Origin of the sequence: Actinoplanes sp. NPDC049668, assembly GCF_044465445.1 — a bacterium.
Lineage (GTDB): Bacteria > Actinomycetota > Actinomycetes > Mycobacteriales > Micromonosporaceae > Actinoplanes.
Genome location: NZ_JBITLR010000010.1, coordinates 86,401 through 106,661, shown reverse-complemented (window position 1 = coordinate 106,661; position 20,261 = coordinate 86,401). Strand labels below are relative to the sequence as shown.

Here is a 20,261-nt window from a genome sequence, read left to right as displayed (position 1 = left end):
GCGGAGTCGGCGCCGGCCTGCGGCCGCTCGGTCGTCATGCTGCTCCCTCGTGAGGCTGGCTAGCTACCCGCCCTCTCGCGCAAGAGAGCGATGTCGGCGGCCTGGCCGTCCACTCCGCCCGGCGTCTCGACGATCGCCGGGGCGCCCGCGGCGCGGATCGCCGCTACTACCAAGTCCGGGTCGATCTTGCCACTGCCGAGGTTGTCGTGCCGGTCCCGACCGGAATCGAAGCCGTCCTTTGAGTCGTTCGCGTGGATCAGGTCGACGCGGCCGGTGATGGACTTGACCCTGTCCACGATGTCGACAAGCTCCTCGCCGCCGGCGTGCGCATGGCAGGTGTCCAGGCAGAATCCCGCCCCGAACTCGCCGACCGCGTCCCACAGCCGGGCCAGATTGTCGAAGCGGCGGGCAATCGCGTGGTTGCCGCCGGCCGTGTTCTCGATCAGGACCGGCAGCGGCAGCCCGCCTTCCTTCTCCAGGTACGCAAAAGTCTTGCGCCAATTGTCGAAACCGACTGCCAGGTCGTCGCCGGCGTTGACGTGACCGCCGTGCACGATCAAGCCCTTCGCGCCGACCTCGGCCGCCGCGCGGGCGTGGGCGAGCAGCAGCTTGCGGCTGGGGATCCGGATCCGGTTGTTGAGCGTGGCCACATTGATCACATATGGCGCGTGGATGTAGATGTCCACGTCGGACGCCGTGAGCGCGGCCGCGTCCGGGCGGGCCGCCGGTGTCTTCCAGTCCTGTGGATCGGCGAGGAAGAACTGGACGACGTCGGCTCCGCGAGCGGCGGCCTCGGCGAGGGGTTCGGCGGGATCGACATGGGCTCCGATGCGCATGGGTCCGAGCCTACGACGTCGGTACGACGGTTACCCGGCGTCGCGGTCCACGCTCGTACGCGTCACCGGGCTCGTCGGCGCGTCGTTAATCGAGGAGATCACACATACCTACGAAACGGCTTAAATCGGTCCGAGCAGGGAGATGGTGTATGTCTCGGCAAGTCCGACACCGCGTTAAGGCGGTGGCTCTGGGTGGGCTTCTGCTCGGCGCCGCGCTGCTGACGACCGGCACGGCTAACGCCGACCAGGTCGAGGGGGGCGGCTGGCAGGTGGTCTTCGGTGGCGGCGGGGTGCTCGGCATCTCCTGCCAGTCCACGCCGTCCGTCGAATCCATGACCGTGCCGGCGGAGGGCATGGTACGCGTGGTGAACCGGACCGGTCACGGCGCGAAGTTGCTTCTCAACGGCGCGCCAAGTGGCCCGGTCCCGGAGAACGGCGCGACCGAGGTGGTCTTCCGTCACGGCACCACCGCGGTCACCCTCGATCCGGACTGTCCCCTGAACGATCAGGCCACGCCCGTACTGGTCACGGCGGCGCCCTCGCAGTCGGCCAAGCCCGATCCGATTCCGGCTCCGATCGGCTCGGATACCTCCGAGTCGCCGTCCGAGCCCTCGCGCTCCGACTCGCCCGCGGCCGCGGACGGTCACTCGTCGATGCCCGATTCGGTCGCGGCCGGCTCGCGGCCGCAGCGTCAGTCGACTACCCGTGCAGGCCGGCCGGCCGACAACCGGAACGCCGCATCCCGGGCTGGCGACGCCGCACAGGCGGCTCCGCGGGACGCCGCGGCCGCGCGGAGCAAGGACAAGGCCAACCACAGCGGTACGGCGGGAGCCGTCGCCGCGCCGACGTCCTCGGGGATGCCGCCCGGCGGTGAGGAGGCGACGCTTCACGGCGTACCGGCGCTCGATTCGGCCTCGCCGGAGTCGCAGGGTGGGTTCGCCGACCTGGCCGTGCCGCCCGCCTACGCCGTCGCGGCGGAGCCGGTCGCGACGGTGCGGCCGATGTGGCCGTCGCGGCAGATCGGGCTGCTCGCCATCATTGCGATGGTGTGTGTGGCGGGGGTCTCCGCAGGCGCAATCCGGGCAATTGTGTCGCAACGTGCATCTCGGGCATCTGTCGCGTAGACTTCTGGTCAGATGCTCCGCGGGGCGGCCGTTCCAACCTCATCGGTGTGGTCGTTCCTCCCCAGGTCCCACCCAGCGAAAGCGGACCGGACGCCCCGCGGCTTCCCACCTCGAAGGGCCTCGTTCACGGATGGGGCCCTTTTTGGCGTTCTCTCGCACGCGGGTATGCTGGCTCGGTTCGCAGTGTGCCGGCCGTGGGCGATGCCCACGGTCTTCTGCTGCGAGCGACACAAGACCTCCTGCCACGGAGAGACCGTGGCCGCCAAGCCCACAGGAGGTGAGAACGTCTTGCGTCATTACGAACTCATGGTGATCCTCGACCCCAGTCTCGAGGAGCGCACCGTAGCCCCGTCGCTCGACACGTACCTGAACGTGATCCGCACTGCGGGTGGTTCGGTCGAGAAGCTCGATGTGTGGGGCCGTCGCCGGCTCTCCTTCGAGATCAACAAGAAGGCCGAAGGCATCTACGCCGTCGTCGACTTGCAGGCGACACCGGAGGCCGTGGCTGAGCTGGACCGTCAGCTCCGGCTCAACGAGTCGATCCTGCGTACCAAGGTCATCCGGCCCGAGACCCGCTGACGGTCGTTTTTGTCAGGGGGCTCTGGGAGCCTCCTTGCAGAAACGCATGAAGCGGCGAGGAGAAGATCATGGCAGGAGAAACCACCATCACGGTCGTCGGCAACTTGACCGACGACCCTGAGCTGCGCTTCACCCCTTCGGGGGCGGCGGTCGCCAAGTTCCGCATCGCTTCGACGCCGCGGACGATGGACCGGCAGTCGGGCGAATGGAAAGACGGCGAGCCACTCTTCCTCGCGTGCAACGTCTGGCGTGACGCCGCCGAGCACGTCGCCGAGTCGCTGCAGCGCGGCGCTCGGGTGATCGTGCAGGGCCGGCTGCGCCAGCGGTCTTACGAGACCCGTGAGGGCGAGAAGCGCACCGTCTATGAGCTCGAGGTCGATGAGATCGGCCCGTCCCTGCGCTACGCCACGGCGAAGGTGCAGAAGATGTCCCGGTCCGGAGGAGGCGGTGGGGGTGGCTTCGGCGCCTCCGGCGGCGGTGGTGGCAACCGGCAGCCCAGCAACAGCGGCGGCGGAGGCGGCAACAACTTCGACGACCCCTGGGCCACGGCTGCCCCGGCCTCCAGCGGCGGCGCCCGTTCGGGCGGTGCCGGCAACAACTCCTCGTTCGACGACGAGCCACCTTTCTGAGCCCGACGGGCTTCTTGATTTCAGGAGTAAGAGCTATGGCTAAGGCTGCGGCACTTCGCAAGCCGAAGAAGAAGGTGAACCCGCTCGACAAGGACGGGATCACCTACATCGACTACAAGGACACCGCGCTGCTGCGGAAGTTCATCTCGGACCGCGGCAAGATCCGCGCTCGGCGGGTCACCGGCGTGACCTCCCAGCAGCAGCGGCAGATCGCCCGCGCGGTCAAGAACGCCCGTGAGATGGCGCTCCTGCCGTACACGGCCACGGCGCGCTGAGGGGAGGCACCGAAATGAAGATCATCCTCACTCAGGAGGTGTCGGGCCTCGGCACCCCCGGCGACATCGTCGAGGTCAAGAACGGCTACGGCCGCAACTACCTGCTTCCGCAGGGCTTCGCGATCCCGTGGAGCAAGGGCGCCGAGAAGCAGGTCACGGTCATCAAGCGGGCCCGCAACGCCCGTGAGATCCGCGACCTGGGCCAGGCCAACGAGGTCAAGGGCCAGCTCGAGGGCCTCAAGGTCACCCTGACGGCGCGCTCCGGCAACGGCGGCCGCCTGTTCGGGTCGATCACCCCGGCCGAGATCGTCGACGCGGTGAAGTCCGCGGGCGGTCCGTCCCTGGACCGGCGCCGCCTCGAGCTGCCGGGCCACATCAAGACCACGGGCGCTTACAAGGTCCAGGTCAAGCTGCACCCCGAGGTGACCGCGACGTTCCCGGTGAACGTCGTCGGCTCCAAGTAACACGGCTTACGAGAAGCGCGCCGGCCACAGGGCCGGCGCGCTTTTTTTGCGGCCTCGACAGCAGCAGCTCGGCCTCAGCGGCAGCGGCGCGGTCTACAACGATGAGGTCGTTTGCCGGGGAATTGCTCGTCAGCTGAGCGATTGACCGGTGATGGCCGAGTTCAGGACGGTGGCCAGACCGCCGCCCATCACGGCCGCGGCGAGACCGACGCTGGCGGCCTTCCACGAGCCGCTGGCCCGCCGCAGACCCACCGCGACGAGCATGCTCAGCACCAGCGAAAGCCCGAACAGCGGTGCGCCGTCGAGCAGGGTGTCCAGGGCGTGCGCCTGCTGGCCGCGGTTGAGCACCAGCATGTAGAGGACCACGAGCACGACCGGCACGCCGTACCAGGCAGCGGTGTAACCCACCGCGGCGAGCGGGCCGCCGGTGTTCTCCTCGACGTCCTCGTCGGGTTCGAGAAGATCGTTCTGCCGCGCCGCGGGCGAGAGCAGCGTGCTGACCGGGCGCCGCTCGTAGGTGCCGGCGGCCGGGGAGACCGCGCCGCGCGGCGGCCACGTCGTGTCCGGCGGATCCTGCCAGCGGGCCCCGGTGCGTTGAATGATCTCCGTGGCGCCCTCGGACGCCGAGTTGGCGGCGGGCACCTTGACCGACGCCGCGACGCCGCCCTTGAACGGCACGAAGCCGGACGTGCTGAGCCGCCGCGACTCGCCATCGGCCAGCTGACCGTCGGACTGCAGCTCGCGCCGCCAGTCGCCGGTGCTGCCCTCGCGGTAGGACGCCGAACCGGCCGACGTGTCCTCGCGCCCGACCTGCTGCCAGGAGGCGGGCTCGGTCCGCTGGCCGAACTGGTCGATGCCGCCGCCGGACAGCGGCGGTTCGCCCTGCTCGGCGCGGAGCTGGTTGCGCCAGTCGGTGGAGTCGGTCCGCTGTCCGAACTGATCGGCGGCGTCGGCGGGCAGCGGGGGCTCGCCCGCCTCGGCGCGGAGCTGGCTGCGCCAGTCGGCGGAACGGGCCTCGGCCTGCGCCTCGGCGCGCCAGGCGCCGGGCTTGGCCGACACCGGCCGGGTCGGCGTCTGGGACGCCGGCGCAGGCGGCGCCGACGCGGGCTCGTCGGCGTCCTGCCGCCACCCGCCCGGCTGCGCGGAGACCGGCCGGTCATCGTCGCCCCGCCGGTCGCGCGGACGTGCCGCTTCCGGCCGATCGTCCTCGCGCTGCCAGCCGGCGGATCGCGCGGCCGCGGGCTGATCGTCCTCGCGCTGCCAGCCGGCCGATCGCGCGGCCGCCGGGCGGTCGTCGAGCTGTCGGCGGGCCGGCAGGGATCGGGTGGTGTCGTCGCGCCGGTCGTCCGGTTGCGCCGAAACGGGCCTGACCGCTTCGCGTGACCGTGCCTCGGGCCTGCCCGAGTCGCGCAGCCGCGGCTCGGGCCGCGCCTCGGGTGGTGCCGAGACGGGCTCGTCCGCCTCGGACTGCCAGGTCGACGGCTGCGCCGAGATCGGCATGTTCGCTTCGCGCTGGCGGGCGACCGGCCGGGTCGGTGCGTCGCCGTCGAGCCGCCAGACCTCGGGATCAAGCGGCGGCTCTCCGGCGGCCGTCAACTGGAGTCGCGCACGACCCGGTTCCGACGCGCTCCGACGCGCTCCGCCGCCGTTCGCCGCGGACTGCTCGCTGCGCCGACGCGCAGACCCGTCGCGTCGTGCGACCGCTTCACTGCTCTCGATGGCAGCGCGTCGCCCGCCGCCACCTCCGCGGGGACGAGGGGGATCTCGGTCGTCGTCCTCGTCGTCGTCGTCCTCGAGCTCCTCGCGATGCCACTGGCCGGTGTCGCTGTCCCGCAGCCAGACGTCCGACTCCGGGTCGCGGTGCCAGTTACCGGACTCCAGCTCGCGCTGCCAGCTGGTGTCGCGCTGGCCGCGGCGGGCGCCGTAGTCGCGTTGGGTATCCGGGCCGCGGTCGTAATCCGGCCTGCGGGGCCCTCCGGGGCCGCGCTGGGCATCCACGCCGCGCGGCATGCCGCCGCTGCGCTGGCCCTCGACGCTGCGCCGAGGTTCCGGGCCACGTGGCGTGCCTCCGCCGCGCCGGCCCTCCCCGCCGCGCTGTGGCGGCGCCTCGAAGTCGCGGGGTTCCGCGCCGCGCCGGGGTGCGGTTCCACGCCGGGGCTCCGGTCCGCGGAAGGCCTCGGGTTCGCGTCGGGGTTCCGGTCCGCGCTGCGTGCCGGGCCAACGCTCCAGCTCGCCGCCGCGCCGGGGCTCCTGACCGGGGTAACCGTCCGGCGGCCGCGGGTCGGCGCCGGGCCGGCCGATCGGCCTGGTGTCCTCGCCGCGCTGCCAGGAGCCGGTGTCGGACCGGCCGCCGGATCGCCCGCCGACCTCGGGTTCGCGTCGGGCGCCGGGCTCAGCTTCGCGTTGCCAGGAGCCGGTGTCGGACCGGCCGGTGGGCCGTCCGCCGGGTTCGGGTTCGCGTTGCCAGGAGCCGGTGTCGGTGCGGCCGGTGGGCCGTCCGCCGGGCTCAGCTTCGCGTTGCCAGGAGCCGGTGTCGGACCGGCTGACGGGCCGTCCGCCGGGTTCGGGTTCGCGCTGCCAGGAGCCAGTATCGGTGCGGCTGCCGGGCCGTCCGCCGACCTCGGGTTCGCGTTGCCACGAGCCGGTGTCGCGTCGGGCGCCGGGCTCAGCTTCGCGTTGCCAGGAGCCGGTGTCGGACCGGCTGACGGGCCGTCCGCCGGGTTCGGGTTCGCGCTGCCAGGAGCCGGTATCGGTGCGGCCGGTGGGCCGTCCGCCGGGTTCGGGTTCGCGCTGCCAGGAGCCGGTGTCGGTGCGGCCGGTGGGCCGTCCGCCGGGTTCGGGTTCGCGCTGCCACGAACCCGTGTCGGCGCGGCCGGCCAGCCGGCTCTCGATCTCGGGGCGTCCGCCGATCTGGAGGCGTCCCCCGTTCGCCTGGCCGTTCGGCTGGGAGCCCGTGTCGATCCGCCGCTGGCGGCCGCCGACCTCGGGTTCGCGCTGCCAGGAGGCCGGGTCGCTCTGCCAGGAGCCGGTGTCGCCGTTACCCGGCCTGCCACCGTTACCCGCGCCGTTCTCGCGCTGCCAGCTGCTGGTGTCAGAGCGGCTCTGCCAGCCGCCCGCATCGCGGTCGCGAGGCTGCAGGGGCAGCGGAATGACGCCGGTCTCCGCAGCGCTCTGCGCCCATGGGTCCGCCGGCGGGCCGGGCTCGGGATCGCGTCGCCACGATCCGGTGTCACGCCAGCCGTCTGCGCGGGCCTCGCCGGCCCGCGCCTCGTCGCCGCTGCGCCAGCCCTCGGCGGGCGGGGAGCCGCGCCAGCCGTCGGTGCGCTGGTCGGCGCGGGCCTCGTCGCCGCTGCGCCAGCCGTTCGTCGCCGGCGGGCTGCTCTGCCAGCTGTTCGTCGTCGTGCTCGTGCGCCAGCCGTCGGTGGCCGGCGGCTCCGGGGTGCTCCGTCGCCAGCTCGGCTCGGTCGACCCCGGATCCTGGAACGCGGGCATGCTGCCGGTGTCGGTGTGGCCCGCCCAGTTGTCGGCTTCGGTCCGGCCGCTCCAGCCCGTACCCCCGCTGGTCCGGGATCCGACGTCGGGCGCGCGACGGCGCCCGCCCTGCGACGGGCCGTCGGCCAGGCCCGCCTGGCCTGCGGCCGCGTCGCGGCGCCATGCCGCGCGGTCGTCCTCGCGGACCAGGTGGCGGCCGTCGTCGATCGGCGTCGACCAACTTCCCTGGTACGGCGTCTGCCGGCTCTGCCCCGGCGCCTCGGGGCCGCCGCGGGTCGAGTCGGTGAACTGCTGCCAGCTCGGGCGGCTGTCCCAGGACGGGCGGCTCTCGGGCTCGCGCTGGCGCGGGGCGTCGGCGGGCTGCCAGGTCGTGGTCGGATCGGTGAACTGCTGCCAGGTCGGCCGGTCCTCGGTGCGCGGCGCCTCCCACGGCCGGGCCGCGCTCGGCGGACCGCCGTTTGGCGGACCGCTCTGCCACGAGTCCGCGGGCCGCTGCTGCCAGGACGGCGTCGCGTCGGCCGGCCGCTGTTGCCAGGACGGCGTGGCGTCCGCGGGTGGCGGCTGCTGCCAGGACGGGGTGGCGTCCGCCGGCTGCCAGGACGTCGTGCTGGTCGAGGTCGGGTCGTCGGGCTGCGGGGTCGGCCAGGCCGTGCTGGAGATGGCCGGCAGCCGCGTGGGCGCCTCGGCCTGCGGCGGGAGGTTGTCGGCGTCGTCGCCCTGCCAGGCCTCGGTCGTCGTGCGCCAGCCGTGCGAGCCCGTCGCGGAACGCCACTCGGTGGTCTGTCGCCACCGGGCACTCTCCGTAGTGGCGCGCCACTCCGAGGTCTGCGTGCGCCAGCCGACACCGTCCGCGGGCAGAACCGGCCTGCCGGTCGCCGCGACATCGGACCAGCGACTCAACGTTCCGGACTGCTCACCCGACGGAGTTTCGGGGTTTTGGGCCCAGGCATCCGCGCGCAACGACCACGCGACCGCCTCGGGAATCGGCTGCATGCTGCCAGTGTCGGCGGGCGATCCGGTGCCCCAGACGGTGGCCCCGGGCCGCAGAATCTCGGACGAACCGGCATCATCCGGGCGCTCTGTGGGTGTCCAGGACCCCGACGCGCTCCTTTCGCGCGGCAGGCGGGCGCCGTAGTCCCAATCCCGTTGGTCCACGGGAAAAGCGTGACGTGCATCCGACCGATCTGCAACGCCTTGGAGCGACGGCTTGGTCACGGACGCCAGCTTTTTATCTCTCCACACGCTGGGGACGACAAATCCGCAGGTAGCAAAGGCGCGTCCCGCGACATCCCCAGGCGTTGTACACAGGCTGTGCACAGGGCCGCGCACAGGCCTGAGCGACTTGTCCACAAGTTGTCCCGAGGCTCGTCCACCGGCGCTCTTGGGTCTGTGACGTGCGGCTTCGTATGGTTACCCGCGCCGGATCATGTCCTCGTCCGGGTGCGTGCCGAAATTTTTTGCGATTTTGTGGTCCCGGTCACCCAGGCGGGGGTGGGGGATCACCCGAAAGTGTCGTACCCGGACTGTTCGATCACGGTAGAACGACGATGAAGGGGTAGGTCGGCATGTCGATCACCGACGACGCACGACCGGAGTCCCGGCCGCAGCCATCACCAGGGGACAGGCCCCCCGGTGGCCGCCCACCCGGAGCAGGTGTTCCACCGCAGAACGGCGGCTTCGACAAGTCCCCACCGCAGGACATCGCGGCCGAGCAGAGCGTGCTCGGCGGCATGCTGCTCTCCAAGGACGCCATCGCCGACGTCGTCGAGATCCTCAAGTCGCACGACTTCTACCGCCCGGTCCACGCGACCGTCTTCGACACCATCCTCGAGCTGTACGGGCGAGGCGAGCCGGCCGACGGCGTCACCGTCGCGGCGGCGCTCTCCGACTCGGGCGACCTGCAGCGCATCGGCGGCGTGCCCTACCTGCACACCCTCATCGAGAGCGTGCCGACCGCGGCCAACGCCGCCTACTACGCCCGCATCGTCTCCGAGCGCGCGGTGCTGCGCCGCCTCGTCGAGGCAGGCACCAGGATCACCCAGCTCGGCTACGGCACGGGCGGCAACGGCGGCATGGACGTCGACGACATCGTCGACCTGGCACAGCAGGCCGTTTACGACGTGACCGAGCGCCGGGTCAGCGAGGACTTCGCGGTCCTGGCCGACATGCTCCAGCCGACGCTGGACGAGATCGAGGCGGTCGGCGCGACCAACGGCATGATGACCGGCGTCCCGACCGGCTTCTCCGACCTGGACCGCCTGCTCAACGGCCTGCACGCCGGCCAGCTGATCATCGTGGCCGGCCGCCCCGGCCTCGGCAAGTCGACCGCGTCGATGGACTTCGCCCGCAACGCGGCCATCCGGTCCAACTGCGCCAGCGCCATCTTCTCCCTGGAAATGAGCAAGATCGAGATCGTGATGCGGCTCCTGTCGGCGGAGGCCCGCGTCCCCCTGCACGTCCTGCGCTCGGGCCAGCTCTCCGACGACGACTGGACCAAGCTGGCCCGCCGGATGGGCGAGATCAGCGAGGCCCCGATCTTCGTCGACGACACCCCGAGCATGAACCTGATGGAGATCCGGGCGAAGGCCCGCCGCCTCAAGCAGCGCCACAACCTGAAGCTGATCGTGGTCGACTACCTCCAGCTGATGTCGTCGCCGAAGAAGACGGAGAGCCGCCAGCAGGAGGTCGCGGAGCTGTCCCGAGGCCTGAAGCTGCTGGCCAAGGAGGTCGAGTGTCCGGTGATCGCGGTGAGCCAGCTGAACCGTGGCCCGGAGCAGCGCACGGACAAGCGACCTCAGCTCTCCGACCTGCGTGAGTCCGGCTCGATCGAGCAGGACGCCGACGTGGTGATCCTGCTGCACCGCGACGATTACTACGACAAGGAGTCACCGCGGGCCGGCGAGGCGGACTTCATCGTGGCCAAGCACCGAAACGGCCCGACGGACACGGTCACGGTGGCGGCCCAGCTGCACCTGTCCCGCTTCGTCGACATGGCGATCGTCTAGGTCCGGGGCGGTCCGAACTCCCAGCCCATCCGCTCGCCCTCCTCGGCCAGTTCCTGAAGCTCCTCGCTGGTCGGGAGGGTCGAGTGCAAGAACACCCGGGCCATCGTCTCCGCCGTCGCCCGATCGACCGATCGGGCTTCGTCCGTGTATGCGTCGTCGAACAGGATCCCGGCGGCGAGACTCGGTGCCGAGATCCATTCCTTCCGGCTCGCATGCCACATCACCGCTCGCAGCCGCCCGCGATCGTGTGTCCAGTAGGCGATCAGACTGGTCACCTCTGTCGAGTCCTTCGACTTCAGGAACGCCTGATAGGAGAGTTCCGGCTCACTCATGGCCCGGTATCCAGCCCTTCTAAGCCGGGAACGTCCGAGACATCCAGAGCCCATGTCTCAAGCTCCCTGACGAGGGTGGTGTCTCTTTCCTCCAGGGTGTCGAGATATTCTAGCCACGGCATCCGTTTCGGAGTGATCCAGCGTCTGAAAGATGTGTCCACCTCGGTCAGTCCGTGAATCAGATCGAGGCCGTCCGGCAGGTGTCGAGCCATCTCGGCGAACTTGTTGAGAGCCAGGATGGCGAAGAATGCCTCAATGCGGTCAGGGCCGGAGACTTCATTCGTTTGCAATCGAACTATCTCGTAGAGGTAGTGAGTTTCCTTGCCGACCTCCCGGGATTTCCTGGTGGGGAACTGAAGTTCCATTCGGAACCCGTCCTCGTTGCGCAAGGTGACATTCAGACCGTTATGGCGACCCTTGCCGTTGCCCCAGAAGCTGGCTACCTCAAGAACTTCATAGCCGTTCCGCCGCAGCCACCCGAGCGCGTCCTCGACCGTTCGACCGTAGCCGCGCTCCGGAAGAGCGATGGAGAACCTGACGCGGTCGTTGGCCGTTTCGAGGAACTCGGTCACGCTGACGGCGCGAAGGGCCTCACGCTCCTGGAACTTTCGCGCAAGTGACTCAAGTGTCTTGACCCGGTAGCCCTCGTCGACGACTTCAGGTCGGTGCGGCCCGTTGTCGCTGTGCAGCGAGGCCACAAGTTCGCGCATACGGAGCAGCTCGCGGTCGGCTACCACCTGGGCCTCGGCGAATGCGGCACGCAGCGCCTCTCGCTGGTTGACGGTGAGCGCATCAAGCGTGCGCTGCTCGGCGTCACGTATGTTCCCTTCACGCGCGCGCCGGACGAGATCCCTGGCACGCGAGGGATTGGCACGCCCTTCCGCCTCTGGCGTTGCGCCCGGGGCGGGCCGAACGCCCAGCCCATCCGTTCGCCCTCCTTGCACATCCTCATCAGATTCGCCTCGGTCGGAAGGTCGGCCTGCAGCACGTCCCGTGCGATCCGTTCCGCCGTCGGACGGTCGACCACCTGGATCCGGTCCTGCAGTTGGTCGTCGTTGGTGAAGCGAACCGCCAGGCCCGGTGCGTAGCTCCATGTCTTCCGAGGGACGCTCCACAGGACCGCCCGGAGGGGGCGAGCTGCGCCGATGTGGTGGGCCACCATGCTCGTTATCGAGCCCGACTCGTCCGACTTCAGGATCGTCCGATAAGTAAACTCCGTGCCGGTCATCGTCCAGTTCCGATCTACTGGTGCCGAAGACATCGGCGCTCAGAGCCGCGGTGAGCCTGTCCGGGGTGGGCCGAACTGCCAGCCCATCCGTTCGCCCTCCTCGCACATCGTCAGCAGAGTCGCGTTGCTCGGCAGTTCCGTGTCCAGCGTCTCCCGGGCGATCCGTTCCGCCGTCGCCCGATCGATCACCTGCGTCCGGTCCTGGTACTTGTCGTCGTACAGCATCGGGACCGCCAGCGCCGGGGCGTAGATCCAGGCCTTCCGGGGTGCGCTCCAGATCACCGCCTGGAACGGGGCGTCCAGCCGAGCCTGGTAGGCGATCAGGCTGGTCACCGCGCCCGACTCGTCGGACTTCAGTACCGCCTGATAGTCGAATTCCTCGTCGGCCATCTCCGTCATCCGATCTGGTGCCAGGGAGTACTTCGTCGTAGGCCAGGCCGTATCGGCTGAGCGCCTCCTCGACGGACATTCCCCGCCGATCGAGATCCCGAGCATACGTTCCCCATGCGGCGGGTTCGTCGGCGATGAATCGCGCGAGGGTCGTGTCCACCGTCTTGTCTATCGGCAGCCGGTCCAGCCCCTCCGGCTGGTGCGCCGCCACGTCCCTTTCCCTGTTCATCGCCAGCATCCGCAGGAAGGCGTCCACCCGAAGCCGGGCCGGCTCCTGCTTCAGGCGCAGGGTCTCGTAGAGGGCATGGGTGTCATCGCTGATGCTCAGCGAGAGTGCGGTCGGAAACTGCAGCTCGAACGGGAACCCGGTGGCGTCCCGCAACGTGACGTTCAGTCCGTTGTGGCGGCCGCCGGCGCCCCAGAAGTTGACGATTCGGTCGGTCTGAAGACCCAGCTCCCCGAGCCTTCCGAGCACCGATTCGACGGCGTCGACGTATCCCTCCTCGCTCAACCGCACGGAGAACCGGACGCGGTCCTTCACCCCCTGCAGGAACTCGGAGACGTCGAGCACCTCGAACTCCGACTCGACGGCGAACGTACGCGCCAGGGAGTCGGCCGTCTTGACCCGATGTTCCTCGTGCACCACTTCCATGGCTCCGTGACCGCCGCCGGCATTCAATTCCGTGACGACCCGGTGAAGTTGGGCGGACAGTCGCTCCGCCACGGGTTCCACCGCCCGAACCGCCGCCTCGATGGCCAGGCGATCCTCGGGGATGATCGCCGGCCCGGCGCCGGTCGGTGCCAGGGGTGAGCGGCTCCACAGGCCCGGCCGGTGGTAGGGCAGGGGTGCCGGCTCGCCACGGCCGTTGACGACGACCGCGTCCATCGAGACGACGTTGCCGTCGTTCCTTCGGCCGGTGTGGGTGTAGAGGGGCGTGTCCTGCGACAGGCGTCCGGTCTGTGGATCCAGGAACAGGATCGTGCCGCCCTGGTTGACCGCCGCCCAGGCGTGCGCCGTTCCCCCTTCGGAGTCCGTCACGATGAAGGCGAACGCGCCGTGGCCCGTGTTGTACAGATGGTTGTGCAGGTTGGTCATGGCCGTGTCGACCGCCTGCTCGGCCTGCCGGTGGCTCAGGCCGCCGACGTACGGGCACAGCCCCTGGAACTCGCCGCCCACCGTGTCTTCGATCCGCGCCAGGCCGCCCTCCTCCGCACCCAGCGGCCTGCTCGGATCGCCCTGTGCGTACGAGTCGAAGGTTCGTGGCGCCGATACCCGCGGGCGCCCATGCAGGTAGGTGTCGAACAGCGACAGCACGCCGTCCACGCAGTTGATGCCGCGGGTGGGGTCCGCCTGTGGTCCGCCGTCGTTCGCCAGCGCGAACCATTGGCCGATCCGCGGATCGGCCAGTCGCGACACCGTGCCGTCCGCCTCTCGCGGCATGGCATTTTCCAGGTCACGCTGGTGTACGGCCAGCGGCGCCCGCAGGCCGCCCCGTCTGTCGTACGGCCGGCGGTGCTCGATCGGCGGCGGGATGTCGGTGCCGGTCAGGGCGGAACGGTCGCCGGTCTCGACCGCGCCGACCGCCATGGTGCCGACGTCGTCGTTGATCCTGATCCAGTCGGCGGGCTCGACCTCGATGCGGACGGGTGCGAGATCCCCGGCGAGCACCGACTCGGCCCGGGTCTCCAACGCCGCGGCGTCCTCGCTGGTGAGCCGCGCCTCGGTGCGCAGGTGCTCGCCCTGGATGGTGGGTCCGGCGGCAAGGGCGGCGTCCGCCTGCCGGCCGAGTTCGAGCACCCGCGCGCGCCGGTCGTCGGCGATCCGCAGCAGGTAGTCGGCGTAGTCGGCGCGCCGGTTCTCCTCGTGGGTCGTCCTGGCGTGGTCCAGGTATCCGCGGTACGAGCGGCGTTCCCAGGCGTCGTGTCCGGCCCGTCGCAGTCGCTCGGCTCGCCCCGCGCGCCCGTCCTCGGTAGGCGGCCTGGGTCCGAAGGCCCGTTCGAGCGCGGTATCGGACCGTGACGGGTTCCGGGGCGCGAGTGGCTCGGCGCTGCGGTCGACCGGGGCCGGCCTCGGCTCGAGGGCCTCCGCGATCCGGTCGACCGGCTGCCGCGGCGACGGAATCGGGCGGCGGGGGCGGGGAGCCGGCTCCGGCGGGATCGGTTCGGGGCGCGGCACGGGCTCGGGCAGCGGGTTTGGCTCCGGCGGCGGGTGTGGCTCGGGCGGCTCGGCGTGGGCCAGCCGGTCGGCCGGCGAAGGGTCCGAGACCGGCTCTGCCCGGTACGCCGCCGAGTAGTAGATCGGCGTCGGCCGCGGCGGCGGAGGCGGCAGCGTCGTCCGCTGCGGCCGCCACGCCCCGTCCGGGCGGTCCGGGAACGGCATCGGGATGCCCTGGCCGTTCACGACCAGCGCGTCCACGGCCACCACGTTGCCGGGATCCGGCCATCCGCGGTGGCCGTACAGCGGCTGCGACTCGGTCACCAGGCCCGACTGCGGGTCGACGAACAGGATCTCGCCGTTCTGGTTCACCGCGGCCCAGGAGTGCGCGGAGCCGCCCTCCCAGGCGTTCACCAGGAACGCGAACGAGCCGTGCCCGCCGGCCAGCAACTGGTCCGACACGTCCGCCAGCGCCCGGTCGATCCGCTGCCGCGCCACGGCCGGTTCCTCGCCGGCCACGGTCGGGCACAGCGACTGGAGCCGGCCGCCGGTGGCGTGCTCCACCCGCTCCAGCCCGATCTCCTCGCCGTACATCGGCCTTTGCGGGTCGCCCTCGCTGTATGCGTCGAAGGTCCGGGGCGCCGAGACCCGCGGCCGGCCGTGCAGGTAGGTGTCGAAGAACGACAGCACGCAATCCTGGCAATTGATGCCGCGCGTCGGATCGGCCTGCGGCCCGCCGTCGTTCACCAGCCGGAAGTACGGCGCCCGTGGATCCGCGAGCCGCATCGGGCCGCCGTTCGCGTCCCGTGGCATGGCGTCCTCGAGCTCGGCCTGGTGCCGGGCGAGCGGCGGGCGCAGGCCGGCCCAGGACCCGTACCGTCTGGTCCGGTCGATGGGCGGCGGATGGTCGCTGTCGGTGAGCATCGACCGGTCGCCGGCCGCCAGGCCGCCGAGCGCGAGCTGACCGCGATCCTCGTTGGCGCGGTGCCACTCGTGCGGCGCGATCTCGACCGACGAACCCGGCGATGGCACCCAGTTCGGGTCCCGCAGGGCCGCTACCTGTGCGTCGGCCCGCTCGGCATCCGCGATCGCCAGATCGACACCGGCCCTGAAGTAGGCCGCCATGGTCGGGTTGAGCTTCAGGAACCGCGCCACCCGGGCGGATCGCCGCGCCCTTCGCGCCCGTTGACGCGCACTCTCCGCTTTCCCCTCGAAATACTCGAGGGCGTCGGTTCGCCGCGCTCGCGCGTGGGCCTGGCGCAGCTCCCGCGCATGCCGGAGATATCCGTCCACCTCGGGCGAAACCCCCGCGGCCTCCGGCGCGGACCCCCTACCACCGGGCGGGCCGGCGAGGAGGACCGCCGGGTCCGATTCCGATGACGGTACGTCCGCAGCACCGTACCGCGGCCCGCCGTGCCCATCGGGCGCCCAACCGTGCGGTGATCGCGGGGGAGCGGCACCACCGGGTTCGGCCCGCACCGGAACCGTGCCGGCGCCGAGCCCACCGACCGCGGGCGGCGTGTGGTTCGAGTCGGTCCCGAACGGCGACCAGGGGCTGAGCGCAACTCCCGAACTCCCAGGACCGCCCAGCCCAGATCCCGAAGGCCCTGCAACGGCGGGTCCGGCTGGCGCCGATGCGGCGATGGTGGGTCCGGGTGGTGTGGGCCCGGTTGTGGATGGTTCGGCTGGCGCCGATGCGGCGATGGTGGGTCCGGGTGGTGTGGGCCCGGTTGTGGATGGTTCGGCTGGCGCCGATCCGGCGATGGTGGGTCCGGGCGGCATGGGCCCGGCTGTGGTGGGTCCGGCTGTGGATGGTTCGGCGGACAACGGGTCGGCGACCGACGGGGCGGAGTTGATCGGACCACCAGCGGTCGGCGGGGCCCCGGCCGATCCCGAGGAGAGTCCGGCAAGGGAATCCTGCGGCGGCGCCGAACCCGGCAAGCCGGACCCGTCGGCACCCGCCGGCGAGATTCCGGAGCCGGCGTGGTTCCCGCCCGCAGACCCACCCGAAGCGCCCGGCAGCGCACCCGACGCGGGATCTGAAGAAATTACCGACGCCCCAGGCGCCGTAACCGCACCATCTGCCGAAACGGGCACCGCCCCGGCGCCGGCGTCAACCGCTCCCGCCCCAGGTCCGGCGAGGGCAGACGGCACAGTGGACGAGGCGGGCACCTTCAGATCGCCGACCCGGTCGGCCAGCCCGTCGGCGATCCCCGTCGACGCTCCGCCCACCACCGCGCCACCGGCCCCCGAGCTGGCCGACTTCGCCACGCTCTCGAGATCCGGCAGGTCACCGACGACCGCCGCCCCGCCGAACTCCCCCAGCACCTCGGCGCCGACCCCGCGGGTCACCCCATGGTGTCGCCCACGCCCGATCCCGGCCCCGCTCGCCGCGACTCCCCCACCGAACCCGGCGGCGGCGGACATGCCCAGGTCCCGGGCGTCGATCCCGTCGGCCCGCCCGGTCGAGTTCTGATAGAGCTGGATCCCGCCGCTGGTGGCGAACTCCTCCCGGGCCTCGTCCAGCCCCTCCCGCAGCCCTTCCCGGCCGAGCTGCCGGAGGCCGGCCTTGCTGGTGAGCTGCCGGGTCGCCCGCTCCCCGGCCTCCTTCAGCGTCTTCTTGATCGCCTTCTTGCTCATCTGCTCGACCAGGCGCTTGAAGATCTGCTGGATGGCGATCCGGGTCGCCGCGATGAGCCCGCCCGCCGCCGGCGACGCCGCGCCCAGCGTCAGGGCCACCGCGACGGCCATGCCGATCAGCTCGATCAGGAACAGCCCGATCTCGATCCAGGCCTCGAGCTTGGCGCCCTCGATGTCGCAGCCGCACTCCTCGACGAGTTTCCCCAGCTCGTCGGCGATCGCCAGCAGCGAGTTGAGCGGCGCGTCCTCGTCGGCCGCGAGCTGCTGCCAGGCGCCGCGGAAGGCCTGCGCGCCGGTGCCGCCATACGCCGACAGCACCTGCGCGGCCGCGTCGTGTGCCTCGCCGCGGGGCTCCGCCAGCAGGCCGGCGATCGCGTACCAGCGGTCGGCGACGTCCCAGGTGGTCTTCTCGTTGCCCTCCGGCCAGTCGAAGCCGACCACCCACTCGAGCGCCTCGTACGCCCATTGCGGCACGTCGAACGGGCAGTAGTCCAGCGGGTGGGGTATCGGGCTGGGCAGGACGCTCACGAGCGTTTCCTGTACGCCCGTTCCACCCGTACCGATGCATTTTGGTCCGTCTGGGTGGCCTCGCGCACGGCCTCGGCCACCGCGTCGCCCAGGCCCTCGACGTAGCCGCCGAGCTTCTCCCAGGCCTCGAGCACCTGCTGCTCGATCGGGCGGTAGTTGTTTTCGAAGGCCTGTCCGATGTCGTCGGTGCCCCACGGGCGGGCGGCGCTGAGCCCGGCCAGGTCGGCGCCGGCGCCGGTCCGCTGCCGGGTGAGGTGCTTGCCGGCCGCGGCCAGGTCGCGCCCGCCGCTAGCCGCCCGGTCGGGGTCGAGCCAGAGGTCCGGGTCAGGCATCGCGGTCCGCCTCGCGCATGATCGCGTCCTGGCGGCGCAGCAGCGAGCCGAAGTCGTTGTCCCGGACGTAGCGCATCGGGCCCGAGTCGGCCGGCAGGCAGCCGGCGACCAGCTCCTCGACCTGTGCCGACGTCTTCGCGGCCGCGCGCTCCACCGTCGCGACGATCTTGCGGGCGAGTGCGTCGGCGTCCAGGTCGCGGTAGATGCGGGGGTCCAGGCGCAGGTCCAGGAGTTCGCCGCGGGGGCCGACGGTCGCGAGGATCAGGCCGTCGTCGGACTCGGCGCTGACCCGCAGCTCGGCGAGCTGGCGCTGCATGTCGTCCATTCCGGACCGCAGCCGGTGGTACTGGCCGTAGACGTCGTCGAGGCGCGCCCGCAGCGCGTGGTTGGCATCGCGGTCCGCCATGTCCGCCATGGTCGTCCTCCCCAGCAACCGAACCCAGCAACCGAACCATCGATCGTGGTGACACTACCGGGCGGCGCCACGCGGCGTGGTCCGGTAGTTTCAGCGCGCAACCAGATCGCGTTGACAGGGGGTCTGATGATCACGCGGGAGGAAGCCGAGGAGATAGCAGCCGGCTGGGCGCGGGGTGAATCCGAGCGCCGCGGGTACGAGTGCACGCCCGAGGTCTCCGAGTTCGACCTCGGCTTCGTGGTGTGGACCAGGCAGCCGCCGACGGAGCTGCCGACACCGGGCGATGGAGCCCGAACGGTCATCGACCGCGCGACCGGCGCGCTGTCCACGTACCCGGGTGTCCCGGCGAGTGTGATCGCCGAGCTGTACCGCACTCACCGGGCCGCGGTGGCCGCGCGGCGCCGGACGGTCGATCCCGAGGTCGAGCTGCGGCGCAACGCGCGGCGCCGGCCGGCGCCGACCACGGCCGCGCACCTGACCGCCGACGGGCACCTCTTCATCGCCCGGGGTGCGAAGGGCGACCAGGAGATCGACCATCATCCGCTGGTCGCGGCCCGGCTGGCCGCGCTCGAGCCGGCCGATACGGTACGCGGCACCGAACGCCACGCCGAGCTGATCGTGCTCTCGGACGCGCTGTACGAGGCGGACCGCCGGCGCGATGCGCCGATGACGCTGGACGAGGCGCGCACCTGGCTGCGTACCGCCGAGTTCGAGGCCTTCCTCGTCCGTGACCAGGGCGATCCGCTAGGCGGGACGGCCGCCCGGCCGTGCGAATCGTGCATCACGGTCCTGGTCGACTTCGCGCTGCTGCCGTGGTCGCAGCTCGCGTTCGTCGAGCCGTTCCGGCCGTACTCGGAGAACATCGCGCAGCCGGGCCGCTTCCCCGATCATGTGGCCGGCGCGCTCGCGGACGCGGGCTGGCGGCCGATGCAGCAGGTGGTCGCCGAGGTGCTCGCCGACGGCCTGATCGACGACGTGGTGAGCGTTCCCGGCCGGCGCTTCCGGCACCGCGCGTTCCCGGCGGCGCGGGAGGCGATCATGTCGTTCCCGGGGATCTTCTGCGGGCTGCGGGGGCCGGGCGTGCACCGGTGGGTCCGTTGGCTGAACCTGGAGCCGGCCGCGGCGGCGCACTCGGCGGACGTGCTGGGCGAGTTCGCCGAGGTGATCGGGGCCGCGCTGTTCCCTCTCGGTGTCGAGGCCAAGGGCGACGCGATCGTGGCGATCGACGAGCGCGGCCGGGTCTTCGCGCTGGACCAGGGCGGCGAGTGGTTCCTCGGCGAGACCCTGGACCAGGCCGTGCTGAGCCTGCTGACCGGGGACGGGCCCGCGGAACGGGTCCGGGACGACGGCACCTGGTAGCACGGCATGACCCACCCGGGACGCTGGGTTTATCCAGGTCCCGGGTCGGGTCGCCGGGTGCTCAGTCGAACAGCTCGTTCAGGAAGCTCTTCTTCTTTCGGCCGCGGTAGTGGCCGTGGTAGCCCTGCTGGCGGTAGTGGCCGTGGTATCCGCCGCCGTGCGGCTGGTGCGCGCCGTACGGCGCGGCGGCCGGGTAGGCCGGCTGGCCGTAGCCGGGCGGCGGCGGGGCCGCGTAGCCACCGCCGTGCGCGGGCGGCGGCGGGGGCGGCGCGGCGTAGCCACCGGGCTGCGGGGCCTGAGCCGGGCGTGGCGCCGCGGGCGCCTGCCGGCTGTTCCAGTTGGCCTCGGCCTCGAAGAGCTTCTCCAGCTCACCGCGGTCGAGGAAGATCCCACGGCACTCGGTGCACTGGTCGACCGTGACGCCGCTGCGCTCGTAAACCCGCATCTCGCCGTGACACTTCGGACAGGTCATCTGCAT

14 protein-coding genes are annotated in these 20,261 nt (G+C 71.5%); 7 read left to right on the top strand and 7 right to left on the bottom strand.

Features of this window, described 5'->3' with window-relative positions; translation table 11 throughout:
• Nucleotides 1-59: 59 nt before the first annotated feature.
• Nucleotides 60-836 carry a deoxyribonuclease IV gene (locus ACIBSW_RS36390; RefSeq protein ID WP_354726377.1) on the bottom strand — a complete coding sequence of 259 codons (777 nt, stop codon included), beginning with the start codon at nt 834-836 and terminating at the stop codon, nt 60-62.
• 182 nt (nt 837-1,018) lie between these two features.
• Here ACIBSW_RS36390 and ACIBSW_RS36385 point away from each other — a divergent pair, with 182 nt between their 5' ends.
• The 5 genes from ACIBSW_RS36385 to rplI all read left to right on the top strand — a co-directional run bounded on the left by ACIBSW_RS36385 (nt 1,019) and on the right by rplI (nt 3,907).
• Complete coding sequence (locus ACIBSW_RS36385) at nt 1,019-1,960, top strand: hypothetical protein (protein WP_404799572.1); 942 nt, start codon at nt 1,019-1,021, stop codon at nt 1,958-1,960.
• A 288-nt stretch (nt 1,961-2,248) separates the two neighbouring features.
• A complete protein-coding gene (gene rpsF / locus ACIBSW_RS36380) occupies nt 2,249-2,539 on the top strand; it encodes a 30S ribosomal protein S6 (protein ID WP_023563150.1) in 291 nt (96 codons plus the stop codon).
• 68 nt (nt 2,540-2,607) lie between these two features.
• Complete coding sequence (locus ACIBSW_RS36375; RefSeq protein ID WP_354726380.1) at nt 2,608-3,168, top strand: single-stranded DNA-binding protein; 561 nt, start codon at nt 2,608-2,610, stop codon at nt 3,166-3,168.
• A 35-nt stretch (nt 3,169-3,203) separates the two neighbouring features.
• The gene (rpsR, locus tag ACIBSW_RS36370; protein WP_007073789.1) at nt 3,204-3,443 is read left to right on the top strand and encodes a 30S ribosomal protein S18; all 240 of its coding nucleotides are present in this window, start codon (nt 3,204-3,206) and stop codon (nt 3,441-3,443) included.
• Between the two features lie 14 nt (nt 3,444-3,457).
• Entirely contained in the window at nt 3,458-3,907 is a 450-nt protein-coding gene (gene rplI, locus ACIBSW_RS36365) for a 50S ribosomal protein L9 (RefSeq protein ID WP_354726383.1), read from the top strand.
• A 129-nt stretch (nt 3,908-4,036) separates the two neighbouring features.
• Here rplI and ACIBSW_RS36360 read toward each other — a convergent pair whose 3' ends face one another.
• Nucleotides 4,037-8,392 (bottom strand): hypothetical protein, encoded by a 4,356-nt coding sequence (locus tag ACIBSW_RS36360; RefSeq protein ID WP_354730452.1) that lies wholly within the window; start codon nt 8,390-8,392, stop codon nt 4,037-4,039.
• A 572-nt stretch (nt 8,393-8,964) separates the two neighbouring features.
• Here ACIBSW_RS36360 and dnaB point away from each other — a divergent pair.
• Nucleotides 8,965-10,404 (top strand): replicative DNA helicase, encoded by a 1,440-nt coding sequence (gene dnaB / locus ACIBSW_RS36355; RefSeq protein WP_354730450.1) that lies wholly within the window; start codon nt 8,965-8,967, stop codon nt 10,402-10,404.
• Here dnaB and ACIBSW_RS36350 read toward each other — a convergent pair.
• Genes ACIBSW_RS36350 through ACIBSW_RS36335 form a run of 4 tightly spaced genes read right to left on the bottom strand, consistent with a single transcriptional unit; the run spans nt 10,401 to nt 18,415 of the window.
• A complete protein-coding gene (locus tag ACIBSW_RS36350; RefSeq protein ID WP_354730448.1) occupies nt 10,401-10,736 on the bottom strand; it encodes a hypothetical protein in 336 nt (111 codons plus the stop codon). The two genes, dnaB and ACIBSW_RS36350, sit on opposite strands and share 4 nt — an antisense overlap.
• On the bottom strand, nt 10,733-17,677 hold the full coding sequence (locus ACIBSW_RS36345; protein ID WP_404799571.1) for a toxin glutamine deamidase domain-containing protein: 6,945 nt from the start codon (nt 17,675-17,677) through the stop codon (nt 10,733-10,735). The genes ACIBSW_RS36350 and ACIBSW_RS36345 overlap by 4 nt, the downstream gene beginning before the upstream one ends.
• On the bottom strand, nt 17,674-18,009 hold the full coding sequence (locus ACIBSW_RS36340; RefSeq protein ID WP_354722308.1) for a hypothetical protein: 336 nt from the start codon (nt 18,007-18,009) through the stop codon (nt 17,674-17,676). The genes ACIBSW_RS36345 and ACIBSW_RS36340 overlap by 4 nt, the downstream gene beginning before the upstream one ends.
• Nucleotides 18,002-18,415 (bottom strand): YbaB/EbfC family nucleoid-associated protein, encoded by a 414-nt coding sequence (locus ACIBSW_RS36335; protein WP_354722309.1) that lies wholly within the window; start codon nt 18,413-18,415, stop codon nt 18,002-18,004. Before ACIBSW_RS36335 ends, ACIBSW_RS36340 begins: the two co-directional genes overlap by 8 nt.
• A 135-nt stretch (nt 18,416-18,550) precedes the next feature.
• Between ACIBSW_RS36335 and ACIBSW_RS36330 the strand changes: the two genes are divergently transcribed.
• The gene (locus ACIBSW_RS36330; RefSeq protein ID WP_354722310.1) at nt 18,551-19,783 is read left to right on the top strand and encodes an SUKH-3 domain-containing protein; all 1,233 of its coding nucleotides are present in this window, start codon (nt 18,551-18,553) and stop codon (nt 19,781-19,783) included.
• A gap of 61 nt (nt 19,784-19,844) precedes the next feature.
• Here the strand turns inward: ACIBSW_RS36330 and ACIBSW_RS36325 are convergent, their stop codons facing one another.
• Nucleotides 19,845-20,261 (bottom strand): zf-TFIIB domain-containing protein, encoded by a 417-nt coding sequence (locus ACIBSW_RS36325; RefSeq protein ID WP_404799570.1) that lies wholly within the window; start codon nt 20,259-20,261, stop codon nt 19,845-19,847.

Excerpts from the sequence above, each read along its gene's own strand:
- ACIBSW_RS36390 (WP_354726377.1), bottom strand. The coding sequence starts at position 836 with ATGCGCATCGGAGCCCATGTCGATCCCGCCGAACCCCTCGCCGAGGCC.
- ACIBSW_RS36375 (WP_354726380.1), top strand. The coding sequence starts at position 2,608 with ATGGCAGGAGAAACCACCATCACGGTCGTCGGCAACTTGACCGACGAC.
- rpsR (WP_007073789.1), top strand. The coding sequence starts at position 3,204 with ATGGCTAAGGCTGCGGCACTTCGCAAGCCGAAGAAGAAGGTGAACCCG.
- rplI (WP_354726383.1), top strand. The coding sequence starts at position 3,458 with ATGAAGATCATCCTCACTCAGGAGGTGTCGGGCCTCGGCACCCCCGGC.
- ACIBSW_RS36360 (WP_354730452.1), bottom strand. The coding sequence starts at position 8,392 with ATGCAGCCGATTCCCGAGGCGGTCGCGTGGTCGTTGCGCGCGGATGCC.
- dnaB (WP_354730450.1), top strand. The coding sequence starts at position 8,965 with ATGTCGATCACCGACGACGCACGACCGGAGTCCCGGCCGCAGCCATCA.
- ACIBSW_RS36350 (WP_354730448.1), bottom strand. The coding sequence starts at position 10,736 with ATGAGTGAGCCGGAACTCTCCTATCAGGCGTTCCTGAAGTCGAAGGAC.
- ACIBSW_RS36340 (WP_354722308.1), bottom strand. The coding sequence starts at position 18,009 with ATGCCTGACCCGGACCTCTGGCTCGACCCCGACCGGGCGGCTAGCGGC.
- ACIBSW_RS36335 (WP_354722309.1), bottom strand. The coding sequence starts at position 18,415 with ATGGCGGACCGCGATGCCAACCACGCGCTGCGGGCGCGCCTCGACGAC.
- ACIBSW_RS36330 (WP_354722310.1), top strand. The coding sequence starts at position 18,551 with ATGATCACGCGGGAGGAAGCCGAGGAGATAGCAGCCGGCTGGGCGCGG.
- ACIBSW_RS36325 (WP_404799570.1), bottom strand. The coding sequence starts at position 20,261 with ATGCAGATGACCTGTCCGAAGTGTCACGGCGAGATGCGGGTTTACGAG.